Below are 20,006 nucleotides of genomic sequence, written 5' to 3' on the forward strand. Positions count from 1 at the left end.
GCCGACGATGGATGACGTGAACGGGGCACCGGGAGTGCTGGCCGGCGTGCGCGTCGCCGACTTCTCACGGGTCCTCGCCGGGCCCTACGCCACCATGACGCTCGCCGACTTCGGCGCCGAGGTCGTCAAGATCGAGCCGCCCGCCGGCGACGACACCCGGCACTGGCATCCGCCCGTCGACGCCGACGGCATGGCGACGTACTTCGCGAGCGTCAACCGCAACAAGCGGTCTGTCCGCCTCGATCTCGCGACGGATGCCGGTCGGGCCGAGGCATGGCGGCTCGCGAGCACGGCCGACGTCGTCGTCGAGAATTTCCGCCCGGGGGTCATGGACCGCTTCGGCCTGGACTACGAGACCGTCGCCGCCGCGAACCCCGGCGTCGTCTACGCATCCATCACGGGCTTCGGGGCGGGCGAGGGCGCGGCGCTCGCGGGCTACGACCTGCTCGTCCAGGCGGTCGGCGGACTGATGTCGATCACGGGCGACCCCGAGGGTGCACCCGCCAAAGCGGGCGTCGCCCTGGTCGACGTGCTGTGCGGGTTGAACGCGGTCTCCGGCATCCTGCTCGCCCTGCGCGAGCGCGATCGCACGGGTCGCGGTCAGCGCGTCGAGGTGAACCTCCTGCACAGCCTGCTGTCCGCCCTGACGAACCAGGCGGCCTCGACCCTCGCCACCGGCACCGCGCCCCGTCGGCTGGGGAATGCGCATCCGTCCATCTCGCCGTACGCCGTGTACCGTGCGGCGGATCGCGACCTCGTCATCGCCGTCGGCAACGACAAGCAGTTCGCGGCGCTCGGGGAGGTGCTCGGCCTCCCTTCGCTCGCCGCCGACACGCGCTTCGCGACGAACGCCGACCGCGTCATCCACCGTGATGAGCTCACCTCCGAGCTCGAGCAGGCACTCGCGGGGGCGCCGGCCGCCCAGTGGGTCGACCGGCTCGCCACCGCCGGAGTGCCGTCGGGTCTCGTCAACGATGTCGGCGAGGCCATCGCGCTCGCGGACAGGCTCGGACTCGGCCCCGTCGTCTCGCTCGGCGCCAGCCGCACGATCTCGAGCCCGATCGGGCTCGCCCGCACCCCCGCCGCTTACCTGACCCCGCCGCCGCCGCTGGACCGCGACGCCGGCGCCGACTGGCTCCCGAGAGAGGACACGCCATGACAACCGCGCCCCGCATCGACGAGGTGTTCGACTTCGACGCGCTGCTCACCGACGAGGAGCGCGCGTGGCAGCAGAAGGCCCGCGCCTTCGCGCAGGATCGCATCCTGCCCGTCATCGAGGACGACTTCGAGAACCGGCACTTCCGCCGCGAGCTCATCCCGCAGCTCGGCGAGGCGGGCTTCCTCGGCATGCACATCATGGGCTACGGATGCGCCGGGGCCGGCGCCGTCTCGTACGGGCTCGTCTGCCTCGAGCTGGAGGCCGCCGACAGCGGCTGGCGGACGTTCGTGTCCGTCCAGGGCTCGCTCGCCATGAGCGCGATCGCGAAGTACGGCTCTGCGGAGCAGAAGCAGACGTGGCTTCCCGGCATGGCAGCCGGCGAACTCGTGGGATGCTTCGCACTGACCGAGCCGCAGGGCGGCAGCGACCCGGCCGCGATGACGACGACGGCCCGCCGCGACGGCGACGGATGGGTGATCGACGGTGCGAAGCGCTGGATCGGTCTCGCCTCGCTCGCCGATGTCGCCGTGGTGTGGGCGCGCGTCGACGACCCCGAGTTCGGCGACGGCGGCAAGGCCGTCCGCGGCTTCCTCGTCCCGACCGGGACGCCCGGCTTCACGGCCACCCCCATCGCGGGCAAGCTCTCCATGCGGGCGTCGATCCAGTGCGACATCGCGCTCGAGGGCGTCCGGGTCGGGGCGGATGCCATGCTGCCCGGCGCCGAGGGCCTGTCCGGCCCGTTCGGCTGCCTCAACGAGGCCCGCTACGGCATCGTGTGGGGCGCCATGGGCGCTGCGCGCTCGTGCCTCGAGGCGGCGCTCGACCGGTCGATCACGCGCACGGTCTTCGGCAAGCCGATCGGCGCCAATCAGCTCACGCAGGCGAAGCTCGCCGACATGCTGCTGGAGGTGGAGAAGGGGATGCTGCTCGCCCTCCATCTCGGACGACTCAAGGAGCGCGGCGCCCTCACGCCGGCGCAGATCTCCGTGGGCAAGCTCAACAGCGTGCGCGAGGCGCTGAAGATCGCGCACGAGGCTCGAACGATCCTCGGCGGCGACGGAATCACGAGCGAGTTCCCCGTGATGCGCCACGCGGCCAACCTCGAGTCGGTGCGCACCTACGAGGGCACCGACGAGATCCACCAGCTCGTCCTGGGCCGGGCCCTGACCGGATTGAGCGCCTTCTGATGACCGGCGTCGACGAGGCCGTGCGCGCGGCCGCCGCATCCGGTTTCTCCGACTCCGCCCGCGCCGACCGGGCGACGTGGCTGCGCGCGCTCGCGACGGCCCTCGAGGCGGACGCCGCCGAGCTCGTCGCGCTCGCCCATCGTGAGACGCACCTTTCCGAGGCGCGCCTGTCCGGGGAGGTCGTGCGCACCGCGACGCAACTGCGGTTCTTCGCCGACGTCTGCGCCGACGGGTCGTACCTCGAGGCCACGATCGACACGCCCGATCCGTCGGCGATCCCGCCGCGGCCCGATCTGCGCCGCATGCTGCGGCCCATCGGCGTGGTCGCGGTGTTCACGGCGTCGAACTTCCCGTTCGCGTTCTCGGTGGTGGGCAACGACACGGCGTCGGCCCTGGCCGCCGGCTGTCCGGTCGTGGTCAAGGCGCATCCGGGCCACCTCCAGCTGTCGCGCCGGGTCGCCCGTCTGGCACGGACGGCGCTGCGGGATGCGGGCGCCCCCGTCGACGCCCTGGTGCTCGTGGAGGGCGTGGAGGCGGGCGTCGAGCTCATCCGGCATCCTCTCGTCCGCGCCGTCGGCTTCACCGGCTCGACGCGCGGCGGCCGCGCGCTCTTCGACATCGCGGTCTCCCGACCCGATCCGATCCCGTTCTACGGCGAGCTGGGATCCGTGAACCCGGTCGTCGTCACGCCCCTCGCCGCGAACGCGGACGCTGCCGGTCTGGCCGCGGGCCTCGCCGGCTCGTTCACGCGGGACGGCGGCCAGTACTGCACCAAGCCCGGCATCGTGTTCGTGCCGAGAGGCACCGGGTTCGAGGACGCCCTGGCGTCGGCCGTGGCAGAAGCCCCGTCGCAGCGGCTGCTCACCGACGGGATGACGGCGGCCTTCGCCGAGGGCTCGTCCGCGCTCGCCGGTCGCGGGGACGTGGAGGCCGTCGTCGCCGGGCGAGCCGCGGACCCGGAATCCGCGCCCATCGTCCTCGCCACGACGGCGGCAGCGTTCGCCGCGGACCCGGAGACGTTCCAGGAGGAGCACTTCGGACCGCTGACGCTCCTCGTCCGCTACGACGACGCCGCGCCCGCCGGAGACCTCGACCGCGCGCTCGGCATGCTCGAGGGCAGCCTCACGGGCACGGTGCGGCACGCCGCATCCGACGATCCCGAGCTGCTCGACCGCGTGACGCGCTCGCTGTCCCGGATCGCGGGGCGTGTGCTCTACGAGGGCTGGCCCACGGGCGTCGCTATCGCGTGGGCGCAGCACCACGGAGGCCCGTGGCCGGCGTCGACGGCGTCGGTGCACACGTCCGTCGGCGCGACCGCCATCCGGCGGTTCCTCGCTCCCGTCGCGTATCAGGATGCCCCGCAGGTCGTGCTGCCCGCGGAGCTGCGCGACGGCAATCCCCTCGGCATCCCGCGCCGCGAGGACGGCGTGCTGATCGGCTGAGACCGGCTCAGCCCCGGGTGTTCTGAGCCGTGCGCTCGGTGTTCTCGGCGATCGCGATGAGGGCGACGACCGCCTCGATCAGGAACCTCAGCACGATCACCGCGAAGAAGCTCACGAGCGGCACGAGGATGATCGTGGCCAGGAGCAGAGCGATGCCGGCGCCGACGTGCCCGGCGATGACCGAGGGGGCGACGAGCAGGCTGATGCCCCGGACGATCCCCGAGATGAAGTAGACGAGGAACCCGATGGCGATGCCGATGAGGCCGACGATGTAGAACACGCCGGCGAGCCGGCGCGTGATGAACGTGCGGAACGAGACGTCGAACAGAGCGCTGAAGAATCCGCGGCCGATCGCCGTGACGTCGTCGCCGACCGTACCAGCGCCGGTGTCGTCGACGTCTGCGACCGGTGTCGCGGTCGCCGATGGACCAGCCGCCGGCGGAGGGGGCGTGCGGCGGGCGGCCTCGTCCGCGGATTGCTCGGGAATCGGGGGAGTGGTGTCGTCCGACATGGTGTCCTCTCGACGAATGCTGCGCGTAGCGGTCCCGCCAGGCTATCCGCCGGACACGACGAAGGCCCGGATGCGACGGCATCCGGGCCTTCGATCGAGCTGCTACTTGATGAAGCGGAAGTTGATCGGGTAGCGGTAGGAGCCACCGGCGTTCACGCGCACGCCGCCCATGATCGACCAGATCACGTTCAGCACCCACAGGGCGAACGGGAGGAGGCCGATGAGGATGGTCACCGGCCCGAGGCCGGCCGCCCACAGCACGCCGTTGACGATGTTGACGACGATGACGAGCGCGATGTAGACGATCGTGAAGGTGATCTGCCAGTTCAGCGCCTCCTTCGCCTCGACGTTGGTGCGCGGACCGCGATCCTTCAGGATGAGCCAGATCAGCAGGGACGGCAGGAAGCCGACGATCCCACCGATGTTGGCCCACATCGCCGCCTGACGGTCGGCGTCGGGCGAGAGGGGGGCGGCTGCGCCGGGCGCATACTGCGGCGGCTGCTGGTACTGCGGCGGCTGCTGGTACTGAGGGGGCTGCTGGGCTCCGGCAGGCGGCGGTGTATACGGCGACTGGGGCTGGGCAGGGGGCGGGGTGTTCGGGTCTCCGGGCACGGCCGCGTTCGGGTCGCTCATCTGAGGTGCCTTTCTGTCTGTGGTCACTCGGGGAGACTGCTCGCGCACAGCCGAGGGCCGAGGCTGATCGATACGGTAGTCGTGCGCCTCCGGCGGCCGCAACGATCGCCGGCACGCGCCGTACATCAATACAGAGGATGGGAACCGCTCATGGATACACCGCAGCGCAGGGTCGGGGCATCCGGCCTCCTCGTCTCGGCCGCCGGACTCGGCTGCAACAACTTCGGCCGCGCGGGCACGCGCACCGAGACGCTGGAGGGCACGCGGGAGGTGCTCGACGCCGCGATCGCGGCGGGGGTGACGTTCCTGGACACGGCAGACATGTACGGCAAGGAGTTCGGGCTGTCCGAGACGCTCATGGGCGAGGCGCTGCGCGGTCGTCGCGACGAGGTCGTCATCGCCACGAAGTTCGGGCACTCGGCGGTCGGACCGGCGACCCTCGGCGGTGCGAAGGCGTCGCGCACGTATATCCGCCGCGCTGTCGAGGCATCGCTGCGGCGGCTGCAGACGGACTGGATCGACCTCTACCAGCTGCACACGCCGGATGCCGCCACCCCGATCGACGAGACGCTGGATGCTCTGACCGACCTCGTCCGGGAGGGGAAGGTCCGCTACCTCGGCCACTCGAACTTCGCGGGGTGGCAGATCGCGGAGGCCCACTTCACCGCGCAGCTGGGCCACGACATCCCGTTCGTGTCGGCCCAGAACGAGTACAGCCTGCTGCGCCGCTCGGCGGAGAAAGAGGTCCTGCCCGCCGTCGAGCGCTTCGGGCTCGGGTTCTTCCCGTTCTTCCCGCTGTACAACGGCCTGCTCACCGGCAAGTTCAGCCGCGAGGGCGGCCCCGACTCGAGCCGCATCATGCGCCAGCGCCCCCACTTGTGGCGCGACGCACCGTGGGACGCGCTCGAGGCGTACCAGGCGTTCTGCGACGAGCGCGGCATCTCGATGCTCGAGGCCACGTACGGGTGGATGCTCGCGCGCCCCGCGATCGCGAGCGTCATCGCCGGCGCGACGAGCGCCGAGCAGGTGCGCGCGAATGCCGCGGCATCCTCGGCCTGGACCCCGAACGCCGACGACCTCGCCGCCATCGACGGCTTCTTCCCCGCGCCGGCCGAGGTGTAGCCCGTCCGCCCCGGGCGAACACTGTTTCGTTGCGGAGTGAGTGCTCACTCAGTTAAAGTCGACCCGTGATCGACGTATCCACCGAGAGCGAATCCGGGGCGGACGCGGCCGCACGCACCCGCGCGCAGCCGATGGCGCCCGACGACCGCAGACGGATGATCGCCGAGCAGGCGGTGCCGCTGTTCCTCGAGCACGGCGCGGCGCTGACGACCCGCCAGCTCGCGGACGAGCTCGGCATCGCCGAGGGCACGATCTTCCGCGCGTTCGGCGACAAGGACTCGCTCGTCCGGGCCGCCGTCCAGACCTTCATGGAGCAGTCGCAGGCCCGCATGGCGGACGGGCTGGTCGACCCCGCCCTGCCGCTCGAGGAGAAGGTGGCGCTGCTCGTCCACGGCACGCGGATCTGGATGCAGAACATGTTCCGGATGGTGGCCCTCGTCCCGCGCGAGGACATCCCCCAGATCATGCACCGACCGCGCGACGACGAATACCAGACGGCCATCGCGGCGGCCTTCGAAACCGACGCCGACCGGCTGACCATCCCGGTCGACCGGCTGGCGGCGATCATGAGCATCGCGGGCGTCGCAGCCAACGCTCGCCGGTTCGGCGACGCGCAAGGACTCACGGACGAGGAGCTCGTCCACTTCATTCTCTACGGAATCGCGGGCGAGCCCCGCGGCGGCACCGACGGCGGGAAGGACTGACATGCTGGGGAAGCTGCTCGTTCGCTATCTGAAGCCCGGGTGGGCGCTCATCATCGGCGTGGTCGTGTTCCAGCTCGCGCAGTCGATCGCGTCGCTGTGGCTGCCCACCCTGCAGGCGGACATCATCAACACGGGCGTGCTCAAGGGCGACATCCCGTACATCTGGCGCACCGGCGGCATGATGCTCATGGTCTCCTTCGGACAGATCATCTGCGCCATCATCGCCGTGTACTTCGGCTCGCGCCTCGCGATGGGGATGGGTCGCGACCTCCGCGGCGACCTGTTCCACCGCGTGGTCGGGTTCTCGCAGCGCGAGGTCGGCCAGTTCGGCGCGCCGTCGCTCATCACCCGCAACACGAACGACGTCCAGCAGGTGCAGATGCTCGTGCAGATGTCGGCGACCGTCATGGTGGCCGCGCCGATGCTCGCGATCGGCGGCGTGATCTTCGCGATCAGAGAGGATGCCGGGCTCTCCTGGCTGATGCTCGTGTCGGTGCCGGTGCTCCTGATCATCGTGACCCTCATCGTGACGCGGATGGTGCCGGCGTTCCGCTCGATGCAGGTCAAGATCGACCGCGTCAACCAGGTCATGCGCGAGCAGCTGACCGGCATCCGCGTGGTGCGGGCCTTCGTCCGCGAGGATCACGAGCGCAACCGCTTCGAGACGGCGAGCGCCGCGGTGCGCGACACCGGGTGGCGCGCCGGCAACTACATGGCGCTGATGTTCCCGGCCGTCATGCTCGTGCTGAACGTCTCGAGCGTCGCGGTGATCTGGTTCGGGGCGTTCCAGGTGCAGGACGGCACGACGCAGATCGGCACGATCATGGCCTTCCTCAGCTACATGATGCAGATCCTCATGGGCGTCATGATGGCGACCTTCATGTTCGTCATGATCCCGCGCGCGGCGGTCTGCGCGAACCGCATCGGCGAGGTCCTCGAGACGGATGCGTCGGTCTCGGCGCCCGAGGTCCCCGCGGACGCGCCGGTGCCCGCCGGGCGGGTCGTGTTCGACCACGTCGATTTCGCCTACCCGGGTGCCGAGGAGGCCGTCCTGCACGACATCACCTTCGCGGTCGAGCCCGGTACGACGACCGCGATCATCGGGTCGACGGGAGCCGGCAAGACCACGCTCGTCGGCCTGATCCCGCGGCTGTTCGACGTCACGTCCGGGAGTGTCACGATCGACGGGGTGGACGTGCGCGAGTACGACCCCGACGAACTGTGGGAGCGCATCGGGCTCGTCCCGCAGCGGGCGTTCCTCTTCTCCGGGACCGTCGCATCCAATCTCCGCTACGGCGACGGCGAGGCGACCGACGACGACCTGTGGCGCGCGCTCGAACTCGCGCAGGCCGGCGACTTCGTCAGCGCGATGCCGGAGGGGCTCGGGGGCTCCATCGCCCAGGGCGGCACGAACGTCTCCGGCGGGCAGCGGCAGAGGCTCGCGATCGCGCGGGCGCTCGTGAAGCGTCCGGAGGTCTACATCTTCGACGACTCGTTCTCGGCTCTCGATCTCGCGACGGATGCCGCCCTGCGCCGCGCGCTCGACACGCATCTGCCCGATGCGACGCGCATCGTGGTGGCCCAGCGGGTGTCCACCATCCAGCATGCCGATCAGATCATCGTGCTCGACCACGGGCGCATCGTCGGCCTCGGCACGCACGACGATCTGGTCGAGACGAACGTCACGTATCGCGAGATCGTCGAATCGCAGCTCTCCGTGGAGGCGGCAGCATGAGCGGCACCCAGCAGGCGGAGCAGCGCCGAGGCCCGATGGGCGGCGGCCGCGGACCGTTCGGCGGCATGGGCCAGCCGGTCCAGAAGGCGCAGAACTTCGGGCCGAGCGCCAAGCGGCTCCTCGGCACGCTCAAGCCGGACGCCACCCTCCTCGTGGTGGTGGTGCTGCTCGGCGCGATCAGCGTCGCCCTGAACGTCATGGGGCCGAAGCTCCTGGGCGCTGCGACCAACGTGGTCGTCGCCGGTTTCGCCTCCCTGCAGTTCAAGAACCTGCCGCCCGGCACCACCCAGCAGCAGATCATCGACGGGCTGCGCGCCACGGGCCACACGCAGCAGGCCGATCTGCTGTCGGGCATGACGTTCACGCCGGGCGCCGGCATCGACTTCCCGCAGCTCGCGCTCATCCTCACGGGGGTGCTCGCGCTGTACGTCTTCGCGAGCCTGTTCGCGTACCTCCAGGCGCGCCTGCTCAACGGGATCGTGCAGCGCGGGATGCATCGGCTGCGCACGCAGGTCGAGGACAAGGTCCACCGCCTGCCGCTGTCGTACTACGACAGCGTGCAGCGCGGCGAGCTGCTCAGCCGGGTCACGAACGATGTCGACAACATCGGGCAGTCGCTGCAGCAGACGATCTCGCAGGTCGTCATCTCCCTGCTCACGGTCGTCGGCGTCATGATCATGATGTTCACGATCTCGCCGCTGCTCGCCGTGATCGCGCTCGTCACGATCCCGCTCACTCTCCTGGTGACCGTGGTGGTCGCCAGGCGTTCGCAGAAGCTGTTCATCGCGCAGTGGAAGGCGACAGGCACACTCAACGCGCGCGTGGAGGAGACCTACTCCGGCCATGCCATCGTCAAGGTGTTCGGGCACCAGAAGGAGGTGGAGCAGGACTTCCGCGGCGAGAACGAGGCGGTGTACAAAGCCAGTTTCGGCGCGCAGTTCGTGTCGGGCATCATCATGCCCGCCATGCAGTTCATCGGGAACCTCGTCTACGTCGCCATCGCGGTGGTCGGCGGCATCCAGGTGGCCAACGGCGTGATCTCGATCGGCGACGTGCAGGCCTTCATCCAGTACTCGCGCCAGTTCACCCAGCCGCTCGCCCAGCTCGGCTCCATGATGAACCTCCTGCAGTCCGGCGTCGCGAGCGCGGAGCGCGTGTTCGAGCTGCTCGACGAGAGGGACGAGACGCCCGAGCCCGACGAGGCCGAGACCGCGGAGGAGGACGCGGCGACGCTCGAATTCGACGGTGTCGACTTCCGCTACATCGCCGACAAGCCGCTGATCCACGACCTCAACCTCACGGCCGAGCCCGGCAGCACGGTCGCCATCGTCGGTCCCACCGGAGCAGGCAAGACGACGCTCGTGAACCTCATCATGCGGTTCTACGACGTGGACGCCGGCACGATCGCCCTGGACGGCGTCGACACGAGACGGATGACGCGGGCCGATCTGCGTGCGCGCACCGGAATGGTCCTGCAGGACACGTGGCTGTTCTCCGGCACGATCCGCGAGAACATCGCATACGGCCGCCCGGATGCGACGGAGGAGGAGATCGTGCAGGCGGCGACCGCCGCGTACGTCGACCGGTTCGTCCACGCTCTTCCCGACGGCTACGACACCATGCTCGACGACGACGCCTCGAACCTCTCGATGGGCGAGCGCCAGCTCGTCACCATCGCGCGGGCGTTCCTTGCGGATCCTCGCATCCTGATCCTCGACGAGGCCACGTCGTCGGTCGACACCCGCACCGAGCTGCTCATCCAGCGGGCGATGTCGCGGCTGCGCGCAGACCGCACCTCGTTCGTCATCGCCCACCGGCTGTCGACGATCCGGGATGCCCATCTCATCCTCGTGATGGAGAACGGCGGGATCGTCGAGCAGGGCGACCACGATCAGCTGCTCGCGGCGAAGGGCGCGTACTGGCGCCTGTACAACGCGCAGTTCGAGGGCGCCGCGGAAGAGGAGAGCGGCACGGTCCCCGCAGGGATGCCCGCTGCCCGCGCCGCGGGCGCACCCGCTGTCGGCGGTGCATAGGCGTTCCACTAGGATGTGAGGCACCGTCTGCGCGCGGTGCTGCGTGTGGTCGGTCGAGGGGAGGTCGTGTGCCCGACGTGACGACGGAGGTCCGGACCGTCCCGCTGGCCGATGGAGAGCTGCGCCTGTCGTGGGCCGAGGCCACCGACACGGGTCGGCGGCGTGAGATCAACCAGGATGCGGTGCTCACGCTGTATCCGCTGTTCGTCGTGGCCGACGGCATGGGCGGCCACATCGGCGGCGAGATCGCGAGCTCGCGGACGATCGAGCGTCTGCGCGCCGTCGCCGAGACGGGCGAGGTCACGGCGCACACGATCGAGGCCGCGCTCGAGAAGGCCGTCCAGGACATCGCCGCCCACCCGGGTGCGACGGACGACGGCACCGGCACCACGGTCACGGGAGTCTTCCTCGACACCGCCGCCGGTGACCCGCACTGGGTGACGCTCAACATCGGCGATTCCCGCGTCTACCTCGTGCGCGACGACGATCTCATCCAGATCACGACCGACCACTCCGTGGTGCAGGAGCTCGTCGCCGCGGGCCGGCTCAGCCCCGAGGAGGCCGAGCACCACCCGTACGGCAACGTCATCACGCGCGCGGTCGGACCCAGCGAGGGCGTGGTTCCGGATTACGTGCGTCTCGACCTCGTCGACGGCGACCGCTTCGTCGTGTGCTCGGACGGGCTCACCAAGGAGCTGACGGATTACGGCATCCAGCATTTCCTCTCGGAGCACGCCGACCCCGCCGAGGCCGTCGAGGCCATGCTCGCCGCTGCGCTTGAGAACGGCGGCCGCGACAACATCACCATCATCGTCCTGAACGTCGGGGTCTCCTCCACGGAGGACGACGGGAGCTGACGCTCCACGGGCCGGCTGCGCGGGGATCGCTCCGGGCCAGCCCGGCACTGGACTGGTGCGATGCGCCCGATCGCCGTCGACCCCGCCTCGCCGCTCAGCCTGCCCGCTCCTGCCGAGCCACCGCGCCGCGCCCCGGTGCCGCTGCTCGCCTCGGTGGTCCCGATCGTCGGCGCGGGTGCACTCGCCCTCGTGACCGGGTCGTACGCGATGCTGTGGTTCGCCGCCCTCGGCCCGCTGATCGCCGTGGCCACGCTCCTCGACGGCGCGCGCGCTGCGCGGCGTGATCGGCGGCGCACGGACCGCGAGGCGGCGGCCGCCCGCGATCGCGTCGCGGACGAGATCAGGCTGCGCCACGATGCCGAGCGGGCGGCGCTCGAGGTCCGGCATCCGGATGCCGGGTCCCTCTGCTTCACCGACGCCGGCGTGTGGCGGCCCGTTCCCGGCAGGCGCGAGGCGATCGTCGTCGGCAGGGGGTCGCAGGCGAGCGCCCTGCGGGTGACGGGCGGGGGCGACGGCACCGACGACGCGGCGCTGCGCGCCCGGGCCATGCGTCTGGACGGGGCGCCGGTGACGGTGCCGCTGACCGACGGTGTGGCCGTCGTCGGACCCGAGCCGCTCGCGGAGGCCGTCCTGCGGGCACTCGTCCTGCAGGTGTGTCTGAGCCGATCGCCCGATGAGCTGCGCGTCCTTCCTGGCGTGGGCGAGGACAGGTCATGGGTCCGAGAGCTGCCGCACACGGTCTCTCGGTCCGCGGACACCCCGACCCTGGTCATCTGCGGGCCTGACGCGTCGCCGACCTCTTCGGTGGACGTCGTCATCGCCCGCGCGGTCCCCGGTCAGCACGTCCCTCCGCGATGCGGGGCCGTGCTCACCCTGACCGGTCCGACCCAGGCGACGCTCCAGCACGCAGGAGAGTCGCAGACAGTCGGGGTGGAGGCGGTGTCGCTCGTTCAGGCGCACGCGGTCGCGCGCGCGCTCGCCGCCCGCGCCGGCGGGGGAGGCGACGGCGAGGGACCCGTGTTGCTGGCCGATCTCCTTCCCGCGGGAGCGCCTCCGGCCGCCGTACGGGGATCGCTCACCGCCGTCATCGGCCGGAGCGGGAGGTCCCCGGTGTCGATCGACCTCGTCGGAGACGGCCCGCATGCCGTCGTCGCCGGAGTGACCGGATCGGGCAAGAGCGAGCTCCTCACCACCTGGGTCACCTCGCTGTGCGCGACCCACCCGCCGGGTGAGCTCACGTTCCTTCTCGTCGACTTCAAGGGGGGCACGGCGTTCGAGCCCCTGCGCGCGCTCCCGCACGTTGCCGGGATCATCACGGACCTCGACGAGGCGGGAGCCCGTCGGGCGGTCGAGAGCCTGCGCGCGGAGCTGCGGCGCCGCGAGGGCGCGCTGGCGGCCGCGGGTGTGCGCGACATCCGTGACGAGCGCGGCGACCTCGCGCGCCTCGTCATCGTCGTGGACGAGTTCGCGGCCCTCCTGGGCATGCACCCCGATCTGCACGCGGTGTTCACGGATGTCGCGGCGCGCGGCCGAGCGCTCGGGATGCACCTGATCCTCGGGACGCAGCGCGCGTCGGGCGTCGTGCGCGACGCGTTGCTCGCGAACTGCCCGCTGCGGGTCAGTCTGCGGGTGACGGATGCCGCGGACAGCCGAGCGGTCGTCGGCACCGACGCCGCCGCCGCACTTCCGGGCGGTGCGCAGGCGCGCGGCATCGCACTCGTCCGCCGTGCCGCGGACCACGAGCCGCAGCGCCTGCGGGTCGCCCTCGCCGACGCCGAGCTGATCGCCGCCGTCGGCGAGCGCTGCGCACCCGTTCCGGCGGTGCGCCGTCCGTGGCTCCCCGAGCTCAGCACCCGCATCGAGCTCGCGGACCTGCTCGGCTCCGGCGACCGACTCGGCGAGGGCGAGCTCGTCATCGGGCTCGCCGACGAGCCCGATCGCCAGCGCCAGTCGCGCGTCGCCCTCGGTGCGCGCGAACGCGGGCTCGTCGTCACCGGCGCGGCGGGCACCGGACGCAGCACGGCCCTGCGCACGCTCGCCGCCCAGGTCGCGGACGACGGGCTCCTCATCGTGCCGAGCGACCTCGAGGGCGCATGGGACGCCGTCGAGCGGGCGCAACACGCGCCGCCGGGCACGGTGGTCGTCGTCGACGACCTCGACGCCCTGATCGGGCGCTACCCGCTCGATCACGCGCAGGTGGTCGCCGAGCGGCTGGAACGGCTGGCCCGCGGAGCGGGCGACGCCGGCGTGCGCCTGCTGGTCGGCGTCCAGCGGCCGGCCGGGGCGAGCGCACGCATCGCCGAGCTGATCCCACGGCGGCTCCTCCTCGCCTCCGCGACCCGCTCCGATCACCTCGCCGCCGGAGGCACTCCGGAGCTGTGGCGCCGCGACCTCCCGCCCGGGCGGGGCGAGCTCGACGGCCGCGCGGTGCAGGTCGCTCTGACGGGCGGGTTACGGATGCCACCGACCGAAGACGTGCCGCGGTGGCATCCTTCGGACCGGCTCACGGGCCTCGTCGTCCGCAACGGCGCCGCGCTTCCGGCGTCGCGCGACGGTCATCGGATCATCGATGTGCGGTCGGTCGTGGAGCCGGCGGAGCTGCGCGATGCCCGCGGCACGGTCGTCGTCGGCGATCCCGAGGCGTGGCAGCGGGCCTGGCGTGTGCTCGATGCGGTCCGCGACGCCGGCGAGCTGCTGATCGACGCGGCGTGCGCACCCGACTACCGCGCCCTCACCGGCGACCGCGAGCTGCCGCCCTACTGCACTCCTGCAGCGGGCAGGGGATGGCGGATCCTTCCCGGCGTGCCGTCGAGCCGCGTGCAGTGGATGCCTGCGGCGCGGTGAGTGCGGACCTCCGAGACGGGTCGATGCGCCAGGGGCCCGCACTCACGCGTCGATCAGGCGATCGCGTCCTCCAGGGAGCCGAGCTCGAGGCCGTGCGCCGTGGCGACGCCCGCGTTGACGACGGAGCCGCCGACGACATTGAGCCCTCCGGCGAGCGCAGCGTCCGCGCCCAGCGCGTCCTTCCAGCCACGGCGTGCGATCTGCCGGATGTAGGGCAGCGTCGCGTTGGTCAGTGCCGAGGTCGACGTGTTGGGAACGGCTCCGGGCATGTTGGCCACGCAGTAGAACACCGAGCCGTGCACCGTGAACGTGGGGTCGTCGTGGGTCGTGGGGTGCGTGTCCGCGAAGCATCCGCCCTGGTCGACGGCGATGTCCACGAGCACCGAACCCGGGCGCATGCGCGCCACCATGTCGTTCGTGACGAGCTTCGGCGCCTTGGCGCCGGGGATGAGCACCGAGCCGATCACCAGATCGGCGTCCACGACTGCGCGGTCGAGGTCGAGCGGGTTGGATGCGGCGGTCTTGATACGGCCCTGGAAGTGGTCGTCGAGGAACCGCAGACGCTGGATGTTCGTGTCGAAGATCGTGACGTCGGCGCCCATGCCCGCGGCGATCACGGCCGAGTTCGCACCCGCGACGCCGCCGCCGATCACCGTGACGCGAGCCGGGCGGGTTCCGGGGACGCCCGACATGAGCAGGCCGAGGCCGCCGGCGGAGCGCATCAGGGTCGACGCGCCCACCATGGGCGCGAGGCGCCCCGCGACCTCGCTCATCGGGGCGAGCAGCGGCAGGCCGCCGCCGGCGAGCTGGACGGTCTCGTAGGCGATCGCCGTCACGCCGTCGGCGAGGAGGCGGTCGGTGAGCGGCCGGTCGGCGGCCAGGTGCAGATAGGTGAAGATCACGAGGTCGTCGCGGAAGTACCCGTACTCCGAGGCGATCGGCTCCTTGACCTTCAGCAGCAGCTCGGCTCGGGCCCAGACCTCTGCCGGGTCGCCGACGAGCGTCGCTCCCGCAGCCAGGTATTCGTCATCCGGCATGGACGATCCGGCGCCGGCGCCCGACTGCACGATGACCTCGTGGCCGGCCGACACCAGGTCGTGGACTCCCGCGGGTGTCAGCGCGACACGGTACTCGTTGTTCTTGACCTCGGTGGGGACGCTGATCCTCATTGATATCGCTCTTTCTGTGCGCCCATGCGGCGCAGCCTCACACGGTCGGGCGAATGATCCCGACATCACGACCGCCGCCGAGCACCGACAGCGGAAGCAGCGACATCGCGTCCGCGACGTCGGAAGAACGAAGTGCTCCGGCCTTCTCGAGGAGGCGCAGGGCGACGGCGGCTGTTGCCCGGCCGCTGCCGTCGAGCATCTTGAGGGCGACGGTCGTGCCGTCGGGCGCGACCATCACGTGGACGCCCTCGGCTCCGCCCTTGGCGAAGACGCCGAGGCGCTCGATGAGGACGGTGTCCGGCTGTCCGGGGCCGGCGATCCCCCACGGGTTCTCGCGCACGGCGCGGACGAGCGCACCCGCGGCCCGGTGCAGGGCGAACGGCGATGATTCGGACGACCCGCCGATGCGATGGATGGCGCGCGCCAGCCCCGCGAGGGTCATGGCGTACACCGGGGCACCGCATCCGTCGATCGCGGTCGCCGCCATGCGCTCGCCGGTCATCCGCTCGATGAGCTCGCGGATGTGGATCTGCACCGGGTGATTCGGCTCGAGGTAGGTCGCCGTGTCCCAGCCGTTGACCGTGCAGGCCAGCAGCATCGTCGCATGCTTGCCGGAGCAGTTCATCCGCACGCGCCCCGGCTGGTCGCGCTCGCGCACCATGTCGTCGCGGGTCGCCTGATCGCTCGGCCACGCGGGCGGGCAGCCGAGGTCGTCCTCGCCGACCCCGGCGGTCTCGAGGATGCTGCGCACGACGGCGGCGTGACTGTCCGTGCCCGAGTGGCTCGCCGTGGCGAGGGCGAGCTGCGGGCCCTCGACCTGGGCGCCGGCGGTGATCGAGCCGAGCGCCTGGAGCGGCTTCATGCTCGAGCGCGGGAGGATCAGCGCGGAGGCGTCGCCCCACGTGCCCGAGACGGTCCCGTCGGGTGCGAGCACGATCGCGGTCCCGATGTGCCGGGACTCGATGAACCCGCTGCGTTCGACGACGGCGAGCTCGACGGCGGCTTCGGCTGTGAAGGTCTCCGGCACGGCACCCAGCCTACTGCGGGCGTCGTGCATCACCCAGGCGGAGAGGGTCATCGGGATGGAATACTGACGGGATGTTCGGCGAGCACCGCTATACCGTCACATCCGTCTGGACCGGCGACCGCGGAACCGGCACCAGCGGCTACCGCGACTACGACCGGTCGGTCACCCTGTCGATCCACGGCAAGCCCGATCTGCCGGCGTCGTCCGACAAGCCGTTCCGGGGCGACCCGGCGCGATGGAACCCCGAGGACATGCTCCTGGCCGCGCTGTCCGAGTGCCATCTGCTCTCGTACCTGCACGCGTGCGTCCAGGCGGGGGTGATCGTCCGCGGCTACACCGACAAGGCGATCGGCATCATGTTCGAGGACGGCCAGGGGGGCGGCAGGTTCACCGAGGTCATCCTGCGGCCGCACGTGATCATCGCCGAGGAGTCGATGAAGGATGCCGCCATGCGGGCGCACCACCAGGCCCACGAGTGGTGCTTCATCGCGAGCTCGGTGAACTTCCCGGTGCGCGTCGAGCCGACGGTGCGCGTCGCCTGACGATCAGAGCCGCTCGTGCGGCAGGACCTGCTTGATGCGGTCGATGCCGTGCGCGGGCGCTTCGTTGTACGCGTTCGCGAGCTCCTGGCCCGATAGGGCATGGATCGACGCCATGATCTCGTCTGTGGCGAGGCGGCGCGCCTTGCCCGACTCCGCGGTGCCGTGCTTGGAGAGGTCCAGCGGCTCGCCGAACTTGATGGAGACGCGCGGGCGCGTGCGGGGGAACTTGGCGCCGACGGGCATCACCTTGTCGGTGTTGACGAGCCCCACCGGCACGACGAGCGCGCCCGTCTGGAGTGCGAGGTAGGCGACACCGGTGCGGCCCTTGTAGAGGCGCCCGTCGAGGGAGCGGGTGCCCTCCGGATACATCGCCGTCGCCTGGCCCGCCTCGAGCATCCGTCGCTGCTGGTCGAGGGCGTCCAGCGCGGCCTGACCCGCGCCGCGCCGCACCGGGCTCGCACCGATCGCGCCGAAGAACTCGCGGGCGAGCCATCCGGAGAGGCCCTTCCCCTCGAAGTAGCTCGACTTGGCGAGGAAGTGGACCGTGCGCGGCGCGACGACGGGGATCGCGATCGAGTCGATGAACGAGAGGTGGTTGCTCGCGAAGATGATCGCGCCCTCGCGGGGTACGTTGTGCCTGCCCTCGATGTTCGGCCGATAGATGATGCGCACGAGGGGCACGAGGATCATGCGGATGAGGCCGTACAGGAAGCCGGCGGTGCGCGGCTCTTCGTCGGGCTGCTCGGCATCGTCCGACGCGTACGTCTCCGCTTCAGTCACCTATAGAGGGTACTCCGGGATGCATTCCCGTCCCGTTATGGGGCGTCTGCTGGTCCCTTCCCAGCGCGGACACACGAACATGCGACAGGATGAGTGCACTCCCTTCTTCTTTCTTTCGTGAGGTTTCCGTGCGCATTCGTCCGATCGCCGCCCTGTCCGCCGCCGCTGTCGCGGCGCTCCTGCTCGCCGGCTGTTCGTCGTCTCCGACGCCGACGGCGTCCCCGTCCGCGTCGGCCGGTGCCGACCTGTGCTCCGCGGTCGCCGCCGGAGGCGACGCGGTGAAGGCGGTCAAGGTCACCGGCGACGTCGGCAGCGAGGCGAGCGCCACTTTCGACAAGCCGCTGTCGGTCTCGAAGATCCAGCGCACCGTCGTCACGGAGGGCACCGGCCAGAAGGTGAAGGCCGGGGACCTCGTGCAGTACGCACTCACCGCCTACAACACCGAGACCGGCGCGAAGCTCGGCTCGGTGGGCTACAAGAAGGGCGAGGTGCTGCCGTCGCAGATCTCGGCCGACAGCCCGCTCGGCCAGGTCTTCGGCTGCGCGCCCGTCGGCACTCGTGTGGTCGCCGCTTTCCCCAGCACCGAGACCGCCCCGGGCGAGGTCTACGTCCTGGATCTGCTGAAGGTCGTTCCGGCCAAGGCGTGGGGCGCCGACCAGTCCGCCTCGACGGCCGGCCTGCCGACGGTGAAGCTCGCGAAGGACGGCGAGCCCTCGATCTCCATGCCGAAGGGCGCGACAGCGCCGACCGAGACCAAGATCGTCACCCTCAAGAAGGGCGACGGCGAGACCGTGGCCTCGGGTGACCAGGTGCTCGTGCAGTACAAGGGCGTCCTGTGGAACGACGGCAAGGAGTTCGACTCCAGCTGGAAGCGCGGCACGCCCGCGAGCTTCCAGACCACCGGTGTCGTCAAGGGCTTCCAGAAGGCCCTGGAGGGTCAGACGGTCGGCTCGCAGGTGCTCGTCGTCATCCCGCCGGCCGACGGCTACGGCAGCAAGGCACAGGGCTCGATCCCGGCGAACTCGACGCTCGTGTTCGTCGTCGACATCCTCGGCACGCAGCACACGACCTCACAGTAGGCGGCAGGTCCGCGACAGCTGTCGATGCGCCCTCGGCTTGACGCCGGGGGCGCATCCGTCTGCGCGCACCTCGCTAGGCTGACGGTCGTGCGGCGCATCGTCATCCTCGGTTCCACGGGCTCGATCGGGACGCAGGCGCTCGACGTCATCCGCGCGAACCCGACGCGCTTCGACGTGGTGGGTCTCGCCGCCGGTTCGAACCGGGATGCGGTGGCCGCCCAGGCCGCGGAGTTCGGTGTCGAGAACACCGCCTTCGGTGCCGCCGAGGCCGAGCAGCTCGTGCGCGACGTCGAGGCGGACGTGGTGCTCAACGGCATCACCGGATCCGTCGGCCTCGGCTCGACGCTCGCCGCGCTGGAGAGCGGCCGCACGCTCGCGCTCGCCAACAAGGAGTCTCTGATCGTCGGGGGCGACCTCGTCACAGCGCTCGCCGCCCCCGGCCAGATCGTGCCCGTCGACTCGGAGCACTCCGCGATCGCGCAGGCCCTGCGCGCGGGCGAGCACTCGGAAGTGCGGCGGCTCGTGGTCACCGCCTCCGGCGGCCCGTTCCGCGGTCGCTCGCGGGCGTCGCTCGCGGAGGTGACGCCCGCCGAGGCGCTCGCGCATCCCACCTGGAACATGGGCCGGGTCGTGACGACCAACTCCGCGACGCTCGTGAACAAGGGCCTCGAGGTCATCGAGGCGCACCTCCTGTTCGACATCCCGTTCGGCGACATCGAGGTGGTCGTCCACCCGCAGTCCATCGTGCACTCGATGGTCGAGTTCTGCGACGGATCGACGATCGCCCAGGCGTCGCCGCCGGACATGCGACTGCCGATCTCGCTGGGCCTCGACTGGCCGCACCGGGTGAGCGGCGTCGGCCGTCCGCTGGACTGGACGGCGTCGGCGTCCTGGACCTTCGAGCCTCTCGACGACGACGCCTTCCCCGCCGTCCGCCTCGCGAAGGCGGTCGGGCGCGCGGGAGGCACCTATCCCGCGGTCTTCAACGCCGCGAACGAGCAGGCGGTCGACGCCTTCCACGACGGCCGGCTGTCGTTCCTCGGCATCGTCGAGACGATCCAGCGCGTCGTGGATGCGCACGACCCACCCGACGCGCTCACCCTCGAGTCCCTCGCCGAGGCGGAGCGCTGGGCGAGGGACGTCGCGGATCGCGCGATCGCCGGCGGCCGCTGAGCGAACGCG

General features: G+C 71.1%; 17 protein-coding genes. 12 read left to right on the forward strand and 5 right to left on the reverse strand.

The genetic code is table 11. The features are described 5' to 3' along the window. Positions 1-7 precede the first annotated feature (7 nt). The 3 genes from SM116_RS06855 to SM116_RS06865 are packed head-to-tail and all read left to right on the forward strand — an operon-like array spanning position 8 to position 3,788. A complete protein-coding gene (locus SM116_RS06855) occupies positions 8-1,159 on the forward strand; it encodes a CaiB/BaiF CoA transferase family protein (RefSeq protein ID WP_320943710.1) in 1,152 nt (383 codons plus the stop codon). After that, positions 1,156-2,346: an acyl-CoA dehydrogenase family protein gene (locus SM116_RS06860; protein WP_320943711.1), complete on the forward strand. Its 1,191-nt coding sequence runs from the start codon at positions 1,156-1,158 to the stop codon at positions 2,344-2,346. The genes SM116_RS06855 and SM116_RS06860 overlap by 4 nt, the downstream gene beginning before the upstream one ends. Further along, the gene (locus tag SM116_RS06865) at positions 2,346-3,788 is read left to right on the forward strand and encodes an aldehyde dehydrogenase (NADP(+)) (RefSeq protein ID WP_320943712.1); all 1,443 of its coding nucleotides are present in this window, start codon (positions 2,346-2,348) and stop codon (positions 3,786-3,788) included. Before SM116_RS06860 ends, SM116_RS06865 begins: the two co-directional genes overlap by 1 nt. Positions 3,789-3,795: 7 nt before the next feature. On the opposite strand, the gene SM116_RS06870 is transcribed toward SM116_RS06865, so the two are convergent. Then, positions 3,796-4,299: a DUF4282 domain-containing protein gene (locus tag SM116_RS06870; RefSeq protein ID WP_320943713.1), complete on the reverse strand. Its 504-nt coding sequence runs from the start codon at positions 4,297-4,299 to the stop codon at positions 3,796-3,798. Between the two features lie 102 nt (positions 4,300-4,401). Then, positions 4,402-4,932: a DUF4870 domain-containing protein gene (locus SM116_RS06875; RefSeq protein ID WP_320943714.1), complete on the reverse strand. Its 531-nt coding sequence runs from the start codon at positions 4,930-4,932 to the stop codon at positions 4,402-4,404. Positions 4,933-5,082: 150 nt separating this feature from the next. Between SM116_RS06875 and SM116_RS06880 the strand changes: the two genes are divergently transcribed. The 6 genes from SM116_RS06880 (at position 5,083) to SM116_RS06905 (ending at position 14,227) form a co-directional block, all read left to right on the forward strand. Further along, on the forward strand, positions 5,083-6,054 hold the full coding sequence (locus tag SM116_RS06880; protein ID WP_320943715.1) for an aldo/keto reductase: 972 nt from the start codon (positions 5,083-5,085) through the stop codon (positions 6,052-6,054). A 65-nt stretch (positions 6,055-6,119) separates the two neighbouring features. Then, complete coding sequence (locus SM116_RS06885; protein WP_320943716.1) at positions 6,120-6,758, forward strand: TetR/AcrR family transcriptional regulator; 639 nt, start codon at positions 6,120-6,122, stop codon at positions 6,756-6,758. Position 6,759: 1 nt separating this feature from the next. Further along, positions 6,760-8,493 carry an ABC transporter ATP-binding protein gene (locus tag SM116_RS06890; RefSeq protein WP_320943717.1) on the forward strand — a complete coding sequence of 578 codons (1,734 nt, stop codon included), beginning with the start codon at positions 6,760-6,762 and terminating at the stop codon, positions 8,491-8,493. Next, positions 8,490-10,526, forward strand: coding sequence for an ABC transporter ATP-binding protein (locus SM116_RS06895; protein WP_320943718.1), 2,037 nt, complete (start codon positions 8,490-8,492; stop codon positions 10,524-10,526). The genes SM116_RS06890 and SM116_RS06895 overlap by 4 nt, the downstream gene beginning before the upstream one ends. A gap of 68 nt (positions 10,527-10,594) precedes the next feature. Then, complete coding sequence (locus SM116_RS06900; RefSeq protein WP_320943719.1) at positions 10,595-11,383, forward strand: PP2C family protein-serine/threonine phosphatase; 789 nt, start codon at positions 10,595-10,597, stop codon at positions 11,381-11,383. 60 nt (positions 11,384-11,443) lie between these two features. Continuing rightward, positions 11,444-14,227: an FtsK/SpoIIIE domain-containing protein gene (locus tag SM116_RS06905; protein ID WP_320943720.1), complete on the forward strand. Its 2,784-nt coding sequence runs from the start codon at positions 11,444-11,446 to the stop codon at positions 14,225-14,227. Positions 14,228-14,280: 53 nt separating this feature from the next. On the opposite strand, the gene ald is transcribed toward SM116_RS06905, so the two are convergent. Continuing rightward, positions 14,281-15,396 carry an alanine dehydrogenase gene (gene ald, locus SM116_RS06910; protein ID WP_320943721.1) on the reverse strand — a complete coding sequence of 372 codons (1,116 nt, stop codon included), beginning with the start codon at positions 15,394-15,396 and terminating at the stop codon, positions 14,281-14,283. Positions 15,397-15,433: 37 nt separating this feature from the next. Next, positions 15,434-16,453: an asparaginase gene (locus SM116_RS06915; RefSeq protein WP_320944116.1), complete on the reverse strand. Its 1,020-nt coding sequence runs from the start codon at positions 16,451-16,453 to the stop codon at positions 15,434-15,436. A 41-nt stretch (positions 16,454-16,494) separates the two neighbouring features. Here SM116_RS06915 and SM116_RS06920 point away from each other — a divergent pair, with 41 nt between their 5' ends. Then, positions 16,495-16,965: an OsmC family protein gene (locus SM116_RS06920; RefSeq protein WP_320943722.1), complete on the forward strand. Its 471-nt coding sequence runs from the start codon at positions 16,495-16,497 to the stop codon at positions 16,963-16,965. 3 nt (positions 16,966-16,968) lie between these two features. Here SM116_RS06920 and SM116_RS06925 read toward each other — a convergent pair whose 3' ends face one another. Further along, positions 16,969-17,655, reverse strand: a complete 687-nt coding sequence (locus SM116_RS06925; RefSeq protein ID WP_320944117.1) for a lysophospholipid acyltransferase family protein — start codon at positions 17,653-17,655, stop codon at positions 16,969-16,971. 218 nt (positions 17,656-17,873) lie between these two features. Between SM116_RS06925 and SM116_RS06930 the strand changes: the two genes are divergently transcribed. Both SM116_RS06930 and dxr read left to right on the forward strand, forming a co-directional pair. After that, positions 17,874-18,824, forward strand: a complete 951-nt coding sequence (locus tag SM116_RS06930) for an FKBP-type peptidyl-prolyl cis-trans isomerase (protein WP_320943723.1) — start codon at positions 17,874-17,876, stop codon at positions 18,822-18,824. Positions 18,825-18,911: 87 nt separating this feature from the next. After that, complete coding sequence (gene dxr / locus SM116_RS06935; RefSeq protein ID WP_320943724.1) at positions 18,912-19,997, forward strand: 1-deoxy-D-xylulose-5-phosphate reductoisomerase; 1,086 nt, start codon at positions 18,912-18,914, stop codon at positions 19,995-19,997. Positions 19,998-20,006 lie beyond the last annotated feature (9 nt).

Source organism: Microbacterium rhizosphaerae (assembly GCF_034120055.1).
In the GTDB taxonomy this organism is placed as follows: domain Bacteria; phylum Actinomycetota; class Actinomycetes; order Actinomycetales; family Microbacteriaceae; genus Microbacterium; species Microbacterium rhizosphaerae.